At 62.0% G+C, this 14,956-nt stretch carries 14 protein-coding genes and 1 tRNA gene; 6 read left to right on the forward strand and 9 right to left on the reverse strand.

Annotated elements, in window-relative coordinates; all coding sequences use genetic code 11:
* Window positions 1-224 precede the first annotated feature (224 nt).
* From ACB031_RS18130 to ACB031_RS18170, 9 genes are all read right to left on the reverse strand, one after another.
* Window positions 225-301 (reverse strand) — tRNA-Pro (locus ACB031_RS18130).
* Window positions 302-456: 155 nt separating this feature from the next.
* The gene (locus ACB031_RS18135; protein ID WP_206220925.1) at window positions 457-1,161 is read right to left on the reverse strand and encodes an MOSC domain-containing protein; all 705 of its coding nucleotides are present in this window, start codon (window positions 1,159-1,161) and stop codon (window positions 457-459) included.
* A gap of 49 nt (window positions 1,162-1,210) precedes the next feature.
* Window positions 1,211-2,056: an ABC transporter permease subunit gene (locus tag ACB031_RS18140; protein WP_010635772.1), complete on the reverse strand. Its 846-nt coding sequence runs from the start codon at window positions 2,054-2,056 to the stop codon at window positions 1,211-1,213.
* Window positions 2,053-2,958 carry an ABC transporter permease subunit gene (locus ACB031_RS18145; protein ID WP_010635771.1) on the reverse strand — a complete coding sequence of 302 codons (906 nt, stop codon included), beginning with the start codon at window positions 2,956-2,958 and terminating at the stop codon, window positions 2,053-2,055. The genes ACB031_RS18140 and ACB031_RS18145 overlap by 4 nt, the downstream gene beginning before the upstream one ends.
* Window positions 2,955-4,109 carry a polyamine ABC transporter ATP-binding protein gene (gene potA, locus ACB031_RS18150; protein WP_005306611.1) on the reverse strand — a complete coding sequence of 385 codons (1,155 nt, stop codon included), beginning with the start codon at window positions 4,107-4,109 and terminating at the stop codon, window positions 2,955-2,957. The genes ACB031_RS18145 and potA overlap by 4 nt, the downstream gene beginning before the upstream one ends.
* Before the next feature lie 75 nt (window positions 4,110-4,184).
* Entirely contained in the window at window positions 4,185-5,264 is a 1,080-nt protein-coding gene (locus tag ACB031_RS18155) for a polyamine ABC transporter substrate-binding protein (protein WP_005306614.1), read from the reverse strand.
* A gap of 122 nt (window positions 5,265-5,386) precedes the next feature.
* Window positions 5,387-6,484 carry a polyamine ABC transporter substrate-binding protein gene (locus ACB031_RS18160; RefSeq protein WP_005306618.1) on the reverse strand — a complete coding sequence of 366 codons (1,098 nt, stop codon included), beginning with the start codon at window positions 6,482-6,484 and terminating at the stop codon, window positions 5,387-5,389.
* 54 nt (window positions 6,485-6,538) lie between these two features.
* Window positions 6,539-7,900: an aspartate aminotransferase family protein gene (locus ACB031_RS18165; RefSeq protein WP_005306621.1), complete on the reverse strand. Its 1,362-nt coding sequence runs from the start codon at window positions 7,898-7,900 to the stop codon at window positions 6,539-6,541.
* A 175-nt stretch (window positions 7,901-8,075) separates the two neighbouring features.
* Window positions 8,076-9,407, reverse strand: a complete 1,332-nt coding sequence (locus ACB031_RS18170; protein ID WP_017764859.1) for a glutamine synthetase family protein — start codon at window positions 9,405-9,407, stop codon at window positions 8,076-8,078.
* A 468-nt stretch (window positions 9,408-9,875) separates the two neighbouring features.
* Here ACB031_RS18170 and ACB031_RS18175 point away from each other — a divergent pair, with 468 nt between their 5' ends.
* The 6 genes from ACB031_RS18175 to yegD all read left to right on the forward strand — a co-directional run bounded on the left by ACB031_RS18175 (window position 9,876) and on the right by yegD (window position 14,830).
* Window positions 9,876-10,262 carry a TraR/DksA C4-type zinc finger protein gene (locus tag ACB031_RS18175; protein WP_010635769.1) on the forward strand — a complete coding sequence of 129 codons (387 nt, stop codon included), beginning with the start codon at window positions 9,876-9,878 and terminating at the stop codon, window positions 10,260-10,262.
* Between the two features lie 174 nt (window positions 10,263-10,436).
* Window positions 10,437-11,294, forward strand: coding sequence for a hypothetical protein (locus ACB031_RS18180; protein WP_024942065.1), 858 nt, complete (start codon window positions 10,437-10,439; stop codon window positions 11,292-11,294).
* Between the two features lie 53 nt (window positions 11,295-11,347).
* Window positions 11,348-11,794: a DUF962 domain-containing protein gene (locus ACB031_RS18185; RefSeq protein WP_368205643.1), complete on the forward strand. Its 447-nt coding sequence runs from the start codon at window positions 11,348-11,350 to the stop codon at window positions 11,792-11,794.
* A gap of 21 nt (window positions 11,795-11,815) precedes the next feature.
* Window positions 11,816-12,295 (forward strand): CreA family protein, encoded by a 480-nt coding sequence (locus ACB031_RS18190; protein ID WP_010635766.1) that lies wholly within the window; start codon window positions 11,816-11,818, stop codon window positions 12,293-12,295.
* A gap of 77 nt (window positions 12,296-12,372) precedes the next feature.
* Window positions 12,373-13,362 carry a 2-hydroxyacid dehydrogenase gene (locus ACB031_RS18195; protein ID WP_010635765.1) on the forward strand — a complete coding sequence of 330 codons (990 nt, stop codon included), beginning with the start codon at window positions 12,373-12,375 and terminating at the stop codon, window positions 13,360-13,362.
* Window positions 13,363-13,468: 106 nt separating this feature from the next.
* A complete protein-coding gene (gene yegD / locus ACB031_RS18200; RefSeq protein ID WP_017787066.1) occupies window positions 13,469-14,830 on the forward strand; it encodes a molecular chaperone in 1,362 nt (453 codons plus the stop codon).
* The last annotated feature ends 126 nt before the right edge of the window (window positions 14,831-14,956 follow it).

Here is a 14,956-nt window from a genome sequence, read left to right on the forward strand (position 1 = left end):
GAGACAGCGAGACAGCGAGACAGCGAGACAGCGAGACAGCGAGACAGCGAGACAGCGAGACAGCGAGACAGCGAGACAGCGAGACAGCGAGACAGCGAGACAGCGAGACAGCGAGACAGGAAAGCATCGCATACCCTCGAACGACTGCCAGCGTTGGAGCCAGCCTCTGTTGAGGCGAAAGCCAAATGCGAAAAGGCCGCTCTATTGAGCGGCCTTTTCTAAAGTGGTCGGTGTGAGAGGATTCGAACCTCCGACCCCTTCGTCCCGAACGAAGTGCGCTACCAAGCTGCGCTACACACCGATGTCTGCGGGACGGGAATTTACCGAAAGCCCCGACCCGACACAAGCCTTTTTTGCATTAAAAAGGAAAAAAAGTGCTGTTCGCTCAACTATTCAGCACTCTCCCCATCGTTTTACCGAAATGCAGCCGGACGGTGACATTTCGCTAACCCAGCCTCAGGGCAGACGAAGCGACTCAGGCCCCAGCAACCGGCGTTGCCAATCCGCAATCGTGCCGTGCTCCAGCCAGTCCGCTGCATGCTTGCGCCAGTTGGGTGAGAGGGCAGGATTTTCCAGCAGCAACAGCAGGTCCGCCTCATTGCGTAGCTGATTGAACAGGATATCGGCGGTACGCTTCACCGTGAGCTCAGGGTAGGGTCTGTCCACCAGCTCCAGTCGCTCCTGCGGCATCACCATCCCCTCCTCCAGCACCCGCAGCAACCAGCCGCAGCGGCCACTGAGCTGCATCACCTGCGACATCTGGCCATAGCCGAAACGCTGGTTGAGCTTGAAACAAGGCGATCTGGGCTGGCTTATCTGGATCAGCGCCTCGCCGAGTCGATAGACATCGCCGATGCAGGCCTGCGCCTCGGTCAACCCGACCCCGGAGAGGTTCTCGCCGAAGGCGGCTGGCTGCCAGGGGGTACGCGGGGCCGGCAGGCCCAGCGCCATCTGCCAGTTGTGCCACCAGGGGTAGTGATCGGCGGGATAGTAGTGCAGCGCCCGATCCGGGCCGCCATGGTGACGCTGGTCGCACTGTTCGTCGCCCGCGAGACCGCTGACGCCGCACCAGAGCGGTATGGTGGTGGCGTGTTTGTGGATGGCACTGACAAGACCGGGAACCAGTTCGGCACCCTGGCCGCTAAAGATGGAGATCCGCATTCTCATCCTCCGGATTGACGAGAGAATGCGGATCTTATCATGTGAGGGGTCAGGCGACTGCCTGCATCTGGGTGGTCATGGCGATCTCGGCACGGCGGCGTTTCTCCGCCTTGGCCATCAGATACCAGCTGCCGAAGGTGAACAGCGATACCGACAGCAGGATCAGGCTGGCCACCGCGTTGATCTCGGGTTTCACCCCGAGCCGCACCGCCGAGAAGACCTCCATCGGCAGCGTGGTCGAGCCAGGGCCAGAGACGAAGCTCGCCAGCACCAGGTCATCCAGCGACAGGGCAAACGACATCATGCCGCCCGCCGCCAGCGAAGGGGCTATCATCGGGATGGTGATCAGGAAGAACACCTTCCAGGGTTTGGCCCCCAGATCCATGGCCGCCTCCTCGATGGAGAGATCCAGCTCCCGCAGCCGCGCCGACACCACGATCGCCACATAGGCGGTACAGAAGGTGGTGTGGGCTATCCAGATGGTCACCATGCCCCGCTCGGCAGGCCAGCCCACCAGCTGGGCCATGGCCACGAACAGCAGCAGCAGCGACAGACCGGTGATCACCTCGGGCATCACCAGCGGCGCCGTCACCATGCCGCCGAACAGGGTCCGACCGCGGAAGTGCGGGATCCGGGTCAGCACGAAGGCCGCCACCGTCCCCAGCGCCACCGCCGAGATGGCGGTATAGAAAGCGATCTCCAGCGAACGCAGCACGGAGCTGATCAACTGCTTGTTGTCGAGCAGGCCGAAGTACCACTTGAGCGACCAGCCCCCCCATACCGTCACCAGCTTGGAGGCGTTGAAGGAGTAGATCACCATGATGATCATGGGCAGGTAGATGAACAGCAACCCCAGCCACAGCATCAGCTTGGCAAAACCGAAACGTCTCATCATGCCTTGCCCTCCAGCTCTTTGGCCTGGTTACGGTTGAACAGGATGATGGGGATGATCAGCACCGCCAGCATCACCACCGCCAGCGCGGAGGCCACCGGCCAGTCGCGGTTGTTGAAGAACTCCTGCCACAGCACCTTACCTATCATCAGGGTCTCGGGGCCCCCCAGCAGCTCCGGAATCACGAACTCGCCCACCACCGGAATGAACACCAGCATACAGCCGGCGATGATGCCGTTCTTGGAGAGCGGTACCGTGATCCGCCAGAACCGGGTCAGGTTGCGGGCGCCGAGGTCGGAGGCCGCCTCCAGCAGGCTCTGGTCATGCTTGACCAGGTTGGCGTAAAGCGGCAGCACCATGAACGGCAGGTAGGAGTAGACGATGCCGATGTAGACCGCCAGGTTGGTATTGAGGATCTGCAGCGGCTCGTCGATGAGGCCGATGCCCATCAACAGGCTGTTGAGCAGGCCGTTGTTGCTGAGAATGCCCATCCAGGCGTAGACCCGGATCAGGATCGCGGTCCAGGTCGGCATCATGATGAGCAGCAGCAGTACGGTCTGGGTCTCCTTGTTGGCCCGCGCAATGGAGTAGGCCATGGGATAACCGATCAGCAGGCAGAGAATGGTGCTGACCAGGGCCATCTTGAGGGAGCCGAGATAGGCTGCGATGTAGAGCTCATCCTCCCGCAGCAGCAGGTAGTTGCCCATGTTGAGCAGTATGGTGAGCTGATTGTCCGCCCAGCTCACCACGTCGGTGTAGGGCGGGATTGCCACGTCCGCTTCGGCGAAGCTGATCTTCACGACGATGATGAAGGGCAGCAGGAAGAACAGGAACAGCCAGAAGAACGGGATGCCGATCACCAGCTGCCGCCCCCCCAACGACTTCAGTCGTTTCAATGCCATCATGATTGCAGCACCACGCCGCTGTCATCTTCCCAGTAGAGGAACACCTGGTCATCCCAGGTCGGCCGCTTGCCGTGGCGTTCGGCGTTGGCGATGAAAGCCTGAACGATTTTGCCCGAGGGCAACTGGATGTAGTAAACCGAGTGACCGCCCAGATAGGCGATGTCGTAGACCTCGCCCTTGGTCCAGTTGAAGTCCGGATGCTCGATCTCCACCGGCTTTTGCAGGCTCATCAGCAGCTTTTCCGGCCGCAGGGCGTAGGTCACCTTCTTGTTCTCGGCGCGGGAGCTGATGCCGTGACCCACGTAGATGGGCTGCTCCAGATCGGCGCAGGCGATGGTGGCGTGGTCCTGCTCGTCCTCCACCAGCAGGCCGTCAAACAGGTTGACGTTGCCGATGAACTCGCACACCAGCCGGCTGGCCGGGGTTTCGTAGATATCCATCGGGCTGCCGATCTGCTCGATGCAGCCCAGGTGCATGATGGCGATCCGCTCGGCCATGGTCATGGCCTCTTCCTGGTCGTGGGTCACCATGACGCAGGTAACCCCGACCCGTTCGATGATCTCGACCAGCTCCAGCTGCATCTGGGAACGCAGCTTCTTGTCGAGCGCCCCCATGGGCTCATCCAGCAACAGCAGCTTGGGCCGCTTGGCCAGCGAGCGCGCCAGCGCCACCCGCTGACGCTGGCCGCCGGAGAGCTGATGGGGCTTGCGGCGGGCATACTGGGTCATCTGCACCAGCTTGAGCATCTCCTCCACCCTGGCGTCGATCTCCGCCTTGGGCAGGTTGTCCTGCTTGAGACCGAACGCGATGTTCTGGGCCACCGTCATGTGGGGGAACAGGGCGTAGGACTGAAACATCATGTTGATGGGACGCTCATAGGGCGGCATGTCGGTGATGTCGACGCCGTCGAGGAACAGCCGTCCCTCGGTGGGGCGCTCGAACCCCGCCAGCATCCGCAGCAGGGTCGACTTGCCGGAGCCGGACCCGCCCAGCAGGGCGAAGATCTCGCCCTTGTGGATGTTGAGGGACACGTTGTCGACCGCCAGCGTTTCATCGAACTGCTTGCTTACCCTGTCTATCTTGACCAGCACTTCTTTGCGTTGCTGGCTGCCCTCGAGGGCTTTCTTGTAGGCACTGGAGGCTATCGCCATTACCAAACTCCCAAAGGTAATACCGGCCGGGGCCGATCCATAAAACAGTCTGGCGCCCCGGGACGGGCGCCAAGGTTAGGTTCCGGACTTGATCCTGGTCCAACTCCGGGTGATCAGACGCTGCACCGCACGGGGATGTGCCTGCTGCACATAGAGCCGTTCCAGCACCGCCTGGGGTGGATAGACGGATTCGTCTTCGCGCACGCGTTTCTCCATGAACTCTCCCGCCCTGCTGTTGGGGTTGGCATACCCCACGTAGTCGCTCACCTTGGCGATGACGTCAGGCTCGAGAATGTAGTTGATGAGGGCGTGCGCCTCTTTCACGTTGGTGGCATCGGCCGGGATCGCCATCATGTCGAACCAGAGGTTTCCCCCCTCCTTCGGAATGCTGTAGGCGATCTTGATCCCCTTGCCCGCCTCCTCGGCCCTCGCCGCCGCCTGCAGGATGTCGCCGGAGAAGCCGGCCGCCACGCAGATGTTGCCATTGGCGAGATCGCCGATGTACTTGGAGGAGTGGAAGTAGGCCACGTAGGGGCGCACCTTGAGCAGCTGCTCTTCGGCACGCTTGAGGTCTGCCGGCTCATGGCTGTTGGGGTCGAGCCCCAGATAGTTGAGCGCCGCCGGGATCATCTCGTCCGCCGAATCGAGGAAGGCCACCCCGCAGTGGGAGAGCTTCTTCATGTTTTCCGGCTCGAAGATGGTCGCCCAGGAGTCGATCTTGTCGACCCCCAGCACCGCCTTGACCTTCTCGACGTTGTAACCGATGCCGTTGGTGCCCCACAGATAGGGCACGGCGTATTGATGGCCCGGATCCACCTTGTCGAGCTGTTTGAGCAGCACGGGATCCAGGTTGGCCAGATTGGGCAGCAGGGCGGGATCCAGCTTCTGGAAGGCCCCCGCCTTGATCTGCTTGGCCAGGAAATTGTTGGAGGGCACGACCAGATCGTAACCGGTACGGCCGGTCAGCAGCTTGCCTTCCAGCGTCTCGTTGGAATCAAACACGTCATATACGGTCTTGATCCCGGTCTTTTGCTGGAAGTCACTGAGGGTGGTCTCGCCGATATAGTCGGACCAGTTGTAAAAATGAACCACAGGGGCTGCCTGGGTCAGATTTGCAAACCCCAGGGTCAGGGCCAGCGTAGCTATCTTGGTCATGTGCACTTACTCAGTCCTCTTTATGTGTGATTTGCCAGTGCGCATCCATACGCGCCGTCCAACCTGTCGGGTGGGTCACCACCCTCCCGGCCGAACTGCGGACCGGGAGGGGCACTCTTCACTTACTTGCCTGACTTGATCTTGGTCCAGCTACGAGTCATCAGACGCTGCACCTTGGCCGGCAGATCCGGGAAGGTGTAGATCTTCTTGAGGGTCTCGTCGCTCGGGTAAATGCCCGGATCGTTGCGGATCTTCTCGGACACCAGCGGCACGGAGGCCTTGTTCCCGCTCGGATAGCTGACGGCATCGGAGATCTGGGCGATCACCTCGGGCTTCATCAGATAGTTCAGGAATACATGGGCCGCTTCCACGTTCTTGGCATCGGCCGGAATGGCCAGCATGTCGAAGAAGCTGCCTGCCCCCTCTTTCGGGATCACGTAGGTCAGATTGATGCCGTTCTTGGCCTCGATCGCCCGGGACTTGGACTGCTGCAAGTCACCGGAATAGCCGACCGCCACACACAGGTTGCCGTTGGCCAGATCCGAAATGTACTTGGAGGAGTGGAAGTAGGCGGTGTAGGGACGGATGGAGAGGAACAGCTCCTCCGCCTTCTTCAGCTCGTCTGGCTTCTGGCTGTCCGGCTTGAAGCCCAGGTATTGCAGGGCGGCCGGCAGCATTTCAGTCGGCGAGTCGAGGAAGGAGACACCGCACTCCTTCAACTTGGCCATGTTTTCCGGTTTGAACACCAGATCCCAGGAGTCCACCGGCGCCTTGTCACCCAGCACGGCTTTCACCTTCTCCGGGTTGTAGGCATAACCGATGGTGCCCCACAGGTAAGGAATGGAGTACTGGTTACCCGGGTCGCTCGGTTCGAGCGCCTTGAGCAACGAGGTATCCAGGTTTTGCCAGTTGGAGAGCTTGGACTTGTCCAGTTTCTGGAACACGCCCGCCTTGATCTGCTTGGCCAGGAAGGGGTTGGACGGCACCACGATGTCATAACCCGAGCTGCCCGCCAGCAACTTGGCTTCCAGCACCTCGTTGCTGTCGAACACGTCGTAGACCACCTTGATGCCCGTCTCTTTCTGGAAGTCTTCCAGGGTGTTTGGCGCGATATAGTCGCTCCAGTTGTAGACGTGCAACACCTTGTCTTCGGCCATCGCCGCGCCGCTCATCATGACCAGCGCCACCGAGGCTGCAATCATTCCCGTTTTGAAAGACATCGTCCTTGTCTCCTAAGCAAATTGTATGCGCAAGCCAACCTGCCCGGCGCCCGCCTATCCCCGCAGCTTTGCCGCCGTCAGATCCAGACTGAGCCTGGCCAGATTGACCAATTCATCCACCTGTTCCTCGGTGATCACCAAGGGGGGCGATATGATCATGGTATCGCCGACCGCCCTCATCACCAAGCCATTGTTAAAGCAGAACTCCCGACAGGTCATACCGGCCTGCAGCTCAGCCGGGAAGCGGCTGTTGGTCTGCTTGTCCTGCACTATTTCCAGCGCGGCCACCAGGCCTTTGCCACGGGTTTCGCCCACCAGCGGATGGTCCGCCAGCTCCGCCCAGCGACGCTGCAAATAGGGGCCGATACTATCATGAACTCGCTTAACTATGCTTTCATTTTGCATAAGCGTAATGTTGGCAATGGCCACGGCGCAGGCCACCGGATGACCGGAGTAGGTGAAGCCGTGGTTGAATTCGCCCCCCTCTTCCACCAGCACCTTGGCGACCCTGTCCCCCACCATCACGGCCCCCATCGGCAGGTAGCCGGAGGTGATCCCCTTGGCCAGGCACATGAGGTCCGGCTTGATGCCAAAACCCTCGCTGGCGAACCAGTGGCCGGTGCGGCCAAAGCCGCAGATCACCTCATCGGCGATGAGCAGGATGCCGTACTTGTCGCAGATGCGCTGGATCTCGGGCCAGTAGCTGTCGGGCGGGATGATGACGCCGCCGGCGCCCTGGATCGGCTCGCCAATGAAGGCGGCCACCTGGTCCACCCCCAGCTCCAGAATCTTCTCCTCCAGCTGACGGGCACGGGCCAGGCCGAATTCGTGGGCGCTCATCCCCTGCCCCTCGCCGAAGTGATAGGGCTGATCGATGTGCACTATGCCGGGGATCGGCAGCCCGCCCTGGGCGTGCATCCCCTTCATGCCGCCCAGGCTGGCCCCGGCCACGGTGGAGCCGTGGTAGGCATTGTGGCGGCTGATGATCACCTGCTTCTCCGGCTGCCCCTTGCTGGCCCAGTAGTGGCGCACCATGCGCAGCACGGTATCGTTGCACTCGGAACCCGAGCCGGTGAAGAAGACGTGGTTGAGATGGGAGGGCGTCACTTCGGCCAGCAGGGTTGCCAGCTCGGCGGCAGGCGGGTGGCTGGTCTGGAAGAAGAGGTTGTAGTAGGGCAGTTGCTGCATCTGGCGGGTGGCGGCGTCCACCAGCTCCTGGCGACCGTAACCCAGGTTGACGCACCACAGGCCAGCCATGCCGTCCAGAATGCGCTTGCCTTCGGAGTCTTCCAGATAGACCCCCTCGGCACGGGTGATGATGCGGCTGCCTTTCTTGTTCAGCGCCTGAAAATCGGTAAACGGATGCAGATGATGGCTGGCTTCCAGTTGCTGCCACTCACGGGTGGTGTGCTGCATTGCTTGCTCCTCGGTTCCTTCGATGTAAGCGATGTTTGTTCGTCAACGGATGAGGGTGGGGGGCTCCCCCACTCACGCGTGGGAGAGCCTGACCTTGGCCCCGGCATTGTCGATATGAGCGGGAACACCCTCGGGCGCTCCCGGCAGGCCGATGCGCGTCAGGCGCGCATCCGGGTCACACGTTCAGCAGCAGGAACTCCCGTTCCCAGCGGCTGATCACCCCGAAGTAGGTTTCATACTCCTTGCGCTTCACCGCCACGAAGGCGCGGGTAAAGCGCTCGCCCAGCATCTCCTTGATGGGATCGCACTGCTCCAGGTGGCTCAGTGCCTCCTCCAGCGAGCGGGGCAGGCTGTAGGGCAGCTCATAGGCGCTCGACTTCATCTCCGGCAGCGGCTCCAGCTTCTCCATCATGCCGAGGTAGCCGCAGGCCAGGGTGGCGGCCAGCGCCAGATAGGGGTTGGCATCGGCGCCGGCGAAGCGGTTCTCCACCCGGCGGGCGCTGGCCTCGGAGAAGGGTACCCGCAGCCCGCAGGTGCGGTTCTCCACCCCCCACTGGACGTTGCGCGGCGCGCTCTCGCCGAAGGTGAGACGGCGGTAGGAGTTGACGTTGGGGGCCAGCAGCGCGGTCACCGCCGGGGTGTATTTCTGCAGGCCGGCGATGAAGTGCATGAACAGCTCGGAGTTGCCGCCGTTCTCAACCCCGAACAGGTTGCGACCGTTCTCATCTTCCAGACTCTGGTGGATGTGCATGGCGGAGCCGGGCTCGTCGCTCATCGGCTTGGCCATGAAGGTAGCGTAAATCCCGTGACGGTGGGCCGCCTCGCGCATGGTGCGCTTGAACAGGAACACCTGGTCGGCCAGATCGATGGCATCCCCGTGCAGGAAGTTGATCTCCATCTGGGCGGCACCGGACTCGTGGATCAGGGTGTCCACCTCCAGCTCCTGCGCCTCGCAGTAGTCGTACATGTCCTCGAAGATGGGGTCGAATTCGTTCACCGCGTCGATGCTGAACGACTGGCGGGCCGTCTCCGGGCGACCGTTGCGGCCGGTGGGCGGCACCAGCGGATAGTCGGGATCTTCGTTGCGCTTGACCAGGTAGAATTCCAGCTCGGGGGCCACCACCGGCTTCCAGCCCTGCTTCTCGTAAAATGACAGGACCCGACGCAGCACGGAGCGCGGTGCTATGTCGATCAGCTTGCCATTGATGTCGAAACAGTCGTGGATCACCTGGGCGGTGGGCTCCAGTGCCCAGGGTACGAAACGAATGGTGTTGGGATCTGGATAGAGCTGCATGTCCCGCTCCAGCGGGTCGATCATGCTGTCGTCATCCGGATACTCGCCGGTCACCGTCTGGGTGAAGATGACCTCGGGCAGGCGCATGCCCCCTTCGCGCAGAAACTTGTTGGCTGGAATGATCTTGCCTCGGGCATTGCCGGTGAAATCCGGAAACAGGCACTCCACTTCCGTGATGCGATTGCTCTCCATCCAGCCCTTGATACTGTCCATGTTAAACCCCGACTCTACGGTTGCCATTGGCAAGGGTGTCTAATATATGGAACACCCTTGTTATAAAATTGTAATCAACACCACCATAAAAGCCCGCCATCAGGGGCAATGTCAAGCGGTGGTGTTTAAAAAACTATAAATAACGGCGCATATAATGACCATGGCGGGAACAAATACTAAACACCCTGTCATGGTAACGACTCACTGCAAAGCCGGTGCCAACGAGGTGTGTTACCCCCGTATGTTCTCAGTCAGACCCTGTCGGAATCGGGCCATTTTTTTGCAAGGGCGCACAATCCTTGTCCTCTTTGCTTTGCATGCCTGCATTTTTTTGGTACAAGGCCCGCCCTGATTTGCACTCTCCTGCATGGATTTGGTGCAAATACAGGACACAGGGCTTGGTCTGCAGGCAGACAGCCCCCATAAACAGGGATAATTGGGTTAGTAAACTGACTGGTAGTAAATCGTATGTGTGATTTCATGACTGAAGACCAACTGGCCTTTTACAAGGGACAGATCGAGCGCCAGATCCTCGAACTCGAAGATCGCCTCAACTCCCAGGCCAGCCAGGCCATCGCCACCGATACCAACGAGATGGCTGATGAAATTGACCGTGCCAGCATCGAGGAAGCCCGCCGTCTGGAGCTGAACCGCATCGAGCATGACAAGCTGCATCTGCGCAAGCTGCGTGGTGCGCTCAAGCGCATCAGCGAAGGGGATTTCGGTTACTGCGAATCCTGCGGTGACGAGATCTCCCTCAAGCGGCTGCAGGCGCGTCCCGAGTCCCGCTTCTGCGTCGAATGCCAGAGCACCAAGGAGTTCAACGATACCCACGTGTATCGTCGCGTCGCCTGACGCCTCCCCGCGCCGTCACTGGCGCTCGCCGGCGGGATGACGAGCAGGCCCTGTCTGCCTCGATGCAGGCGGGGTTCCCTGCCTCGTCGCTCCCCGCGCCACGGCGGCGCAGCAACAGAGTGACAAGTTCTGTTAGACTCCGGGCAAGCCCCGGAATCTACAGGAGAGCAGAGAGTGAAATGGTTCCTCAAACTGTGCTTGTGTCTGCCGTTGCTGGCACAAGCACAGACCCTCACGGTCAAGGTGCCCAGCCGACCGATCAACGACCTCGACAAAGAGTACCAGCTCAAGCTGCTGGAACTGGCCCTCACCCATGCCGACCAGCCGTTTCGCATCCAGCAGGTCGAACTCAACCTCAACCAGTACAGCCTGCAGCAGCAGCTCAGCAAGGGCAAAACCATCAATGTGTTCTGGATGGGAACCTCCAGCGCCCTCGAATCCTCCCTCATCGCCGTGCCGATCCCGTTGTTTCGCGGTCTGGAAGGGCTGCGGCTCTCCTTCATCCACGCCGATGCCCAGGAGAAGTTCAACCAGATCAACTCGCTGGCCGATCTCAAGAAGCTGAAGGCGGCGCAAGGGGTGGGCTGGGCCGACAACAAGATCCTGGAGAACGCGGGCATCCCCACCTATTCGGGGCGCTACAGCAACCTGTTTCGCCTCATCAACGACGGTGACAAGCTGGACTTCTTCCCGCGCAACCTGGTGGAGATCTTCGCCGAGCGCAGCGAGCTGGTGGCGCAATACCCCAACCTGGTCATCGATCAGCACCTGCTGATCCGCTACCCCTTCGCCGAGTTCTTCTTCGTCAGTCCCGAGGCGCCGAAACTGGCCAAGGCGATTCAGACCGGGCTTGAGCGGGCCTATGCCGACGGCAGCTTCATGAAGTTCTTCCGGGAGAACCCCAAGATCCGCGAGGCGCTGGCCAGCGCCAAGCTCGACCAGCGGGTCACCATCGCCCTGCCCAATCCCGACATGACCCCCTTGCTCAAGAGCATTCCGGCCCAATATTGGGAGTATCCCCCGCAGGGATGACGAATCGGCCACCTCACACCGAGGTGGTACACACAGCGCGCCAGGGAGGTGCCATGAAGGGAATCGAGGAGTGGTTTGAACTGTACGGCCAGAGTCACCGGCACCCGGTCAATGTGGCGATCCACAAGCTGGCGGTACCCGGCATCTATCTCTGCGCCCTGGCCCTGCTCTGGTGCCTGCCGGCCGGGCCGCTGCCGCCGTCGCTCAACTGGGCTGCGCTGGTCGCCATTCCGGTGCTGGCCTTCTACCTGCGGTTGTCGTTTGCGCTGTTCGTGGGGATGGCGGTGCTGACCGCGCTGGGCTTGGTCGCTTGCCACCGCTGGCAGGGCCCGCTGCTGTGGCCGGCACTGGCCGGGTTCGTGCTGCTCTGGATAGCCCAGTTCGTCGGTCACAGGATCGAGGGCAAGCGCCCCTCCTTCCTCGCCGACCTGCAATTTCTGCTGATCGGCCCCGCCTGGGTGCTGGCCAGCCTCTATCGTCGTTTGGGCATTCCCTACTGAGGGAAGCCAACAGGAGAGACCATGAGATACCGTCACACCCTTGCTCGCGCCCTGCCGCTGCTGCTGGGCGCACTGATTGCCGGCCCGGCGCTGGCCGACAAGGCCGACCCCGTCGGCGAGGTGAGCACCGCCTTCAAGCTGTTTGGCCCCAACCACAAGATCCTGGTGGAGGCGTTCGACGACCCGCGCATCGACGGCGTCGCCTGCTATCTGGCGCGCCCCAAGACCGGTGGCGTCAAGGGCGGACTCGGGCTGGCGGAAGACCCCTCCCACGCCTCCCTGTCGTGCCACCAGATTGGTCCCATCACCCTGCCCGCCAAGCTGAAGGCGGGAGAAGAGGTGTTCGACGTCAGCACCTCGCTGGTGTTCAAGGAGCAGAAAGTGGTGCGCTTTTACGATCAGAAGCGCAATGCGCTGGTCTATCTGACTTACAGCACCAAGCTGGTGGATGGTTCTTACAAGAGTGCGGTCAGTGCCGTACCCATCATGCCGTGGGGCTGAATCCCCACCATTTATCCCGTGATGACGACCCATATTTGTTGTAATTTAACTACATCATTATCTGCGGAGAGCGCACCATGAGAGTCGCCGTTTTCAGTACCAAGAGCTACGACAAAGAGCACTTCAATCAGGCCAACAGCCAGTACGGTTATGAACTTGAGTTCTTCGACGTGCGGCTGGAGGCCAAGACTGCCCGGCTGGCCCACGGCTTCCCCGTGGTGTGCTTGTTCGTCAACGACGATGCCGACCGCGAGGTGCTGACCGAGCTGGCCGCCAACGGCACCAAGGTGATCGCCCTGCGCTGCGCCGGCTACAACAACGTGGATCTGGCCGCCGCCAAGGAGCTGGGGCTGAAGGTGGTGCGAGTGCCCGCCTACTCCCCGGAAGCGGTCGCCGAGCACGCGGTGGGCCTGATGATGACCCTCAACCGTCGCATCCACAAAGCCTATCAGCGCACCCGTGACGCCAACTTCTCGCTGGAGGGGCTGGTCGGCTTCAACATGCACGGCCGCACCGCCGGCATCATAGGCACCGGCAAGATCGGCATCGCCACCCTGCGCATCCTCAAGGGCTTCGGCATGCGCCTGCTGGTGAGCGATCCCTATCCGAACCAGGCGGCCATCGATCTGGGCGCCGAGTATGTGGATCTCGATACCCTGTTCCGCCAGTCCGACGTCATCAGCCTGCACTGCCCGCTGTTCAAGGAGAACTACCACCTGCTGAACAAGGAGGCGTTCGCCAAGATGAAGGACGGGGTGATGATCATCAACACCAGCCGGGGCGGCCTGCTCGACTCCAACGCCGCCATCGAGGCGCTCAAGACCGCCCGTATCGGCGCGCTGGGGCTGGACGTCTACGAGGAGGAGGAGGATCTCTTCTTCGCCGACAAGTCCAACGAAGTGATCACCGATGACGTGTTCCGCCGCCTGTCGGCCTGCCACAACGTGCTGTTCACCGGTCACCAGGCCTTCCTGACCCGCGAGGCGCTGCACGCCATCGCCGACACCACCCTCAGCAACATCCGCGCCATCGACAGTCAGGGCCGCTCTGACAACGAGGTGGAATAAGGGGCCTCCCCTGCCCCTCAGCGGTTCATTGCCGTGCGCCGGGTTGTGAGACCCGGCGCCTTCGGGTAGGCTACCAGCCCTTTTTTGCTCAGGAGTCTGGCTGCCCATGTTTATCGGATTTGATTACGGTACCTCCAACTGTGCCGTCGCCGTGATGGAACAAGGCAGCCCCCGGCTGCTGAACCTGAGCGGTGCCCACTATCTTCCCTCCACCCTGCACGCCCCCCACCGGGATGCCATCGCCGGCCTGCTGGCCGAAGGGCTGGCGCCTGCCCAGCAGAGCGAGTACCTCAAGCTGCGCGGCCCCGTGGTAACCCGGGCCCAGGCGGTACGCCGCCAGATGCGCGAAGAGGGGCTGATCGACGAGCTCAGCTTCGGCGCTGCGGCGCTGGAGCGCTATCTGGAAGAGCCGGACGACGGCTACTACATCAAGTCGCCGAAATCCTTCCTCGGCGCCTACGGCCTCAAGGCACCGCAGATCGCCCTGTTCGAAGACATCGTCTGCGCCATGATGTTGCACGTGCGGCGCGAGGCGGAGCAGCAGCTCGGCGCACCAATTCGCCGGGCCGTGGTTGGCCGCCCGGTCAACTTCCAGGGGTTGGCGGGGGAAGAGAGCAACCGTCAGGCCATCGCCATCCTGAGCGAGGCGGCGCGCCTCGCCGGGTTCGAGCAGGTGGAGTTCCTCTATGAGCCGGTGGCGGCCGGCTTCGAATTCGAGGCCCGCCTCAACGAGGATGCGGTGGTGCTGGTGGTGGACATCGGCGGCGGTACCACCGACTGTTCGGTGCTGCGGATGGGCCCGAGCCATCGCGCCCAGCTCGATCGCAGCGGCGATCTGCTCGGTCACAGCGGTCAGCGCATCGGCGGCAACGACTTCGACATCCGGCTGACGGTGGAGGGCATGATGCCGCTGCTCGGCATGCACGAGACCCTCAAGACCGGCAAGCCGCTGCCCCACCCGCTGTTCTGGGACGCCGCCGCCATCAACGACGTCAGCGCCCAGAGCCGCTTCTACAGCCTGGAGACGGGCCGCCAGCTGCAGGATCTGCAGCTCGACAGCCTGCCCGGCAGCAAGCTGGGACGCCTCGCCAGTCTGCGTGCCCACAAGCTGAGTCACCAGCTGGTGTGGCGCGCCGAGCAGGGCAAGATCGCCCTCTCCCAGGAGGAGTCGGCCCAGCAATCTCTGGCCGAGCTGGAGCGCGGGCTGACGGCCGAGCTCAAGCGCGATCAGCTGGCCAGCGCCTCCACCCCGCTGCTGGAGAAGATCGGTGAGCTGATGGACGAAGCCATTGCCGCCGCCGGCGTCCAGCCGGACCGGGTCTTCATCACCGGCGGCAGCGCCCGCTCGCCCCTCATCCAGGCCTTCATCCGCCAGAAGCTGCCCCAGGTACCGCTGGAGGGGGGCGATGACTTCGGCTCGGTCGCCTCCGGTCTGGCCCGTTACGCCGAGCGCCTGTTCGGCAACTGACACCCCGGCGGGGGTGCCAGCGACGACGCAGGCACCCTTTGCAAGGCTGGTGTTGCCATTTAACGACACAGGCCCAATCCGCAGGACGACAGAAGCGGTCGGGGGCACTCCCCCTTGCCCTGCCTG

It is taken from the genome of Aeromonas sp. S8(2024) (assembly GCF_041403085.1).
In the GTDB taxonomy this organism is placed as follows: domain Bacteria; phylum Pseudomonadota; class Gammaproteobacteria; order Enterobacterales; family Aeromonadaceae; genus Aeromonas; species Aeromonas dhakensis.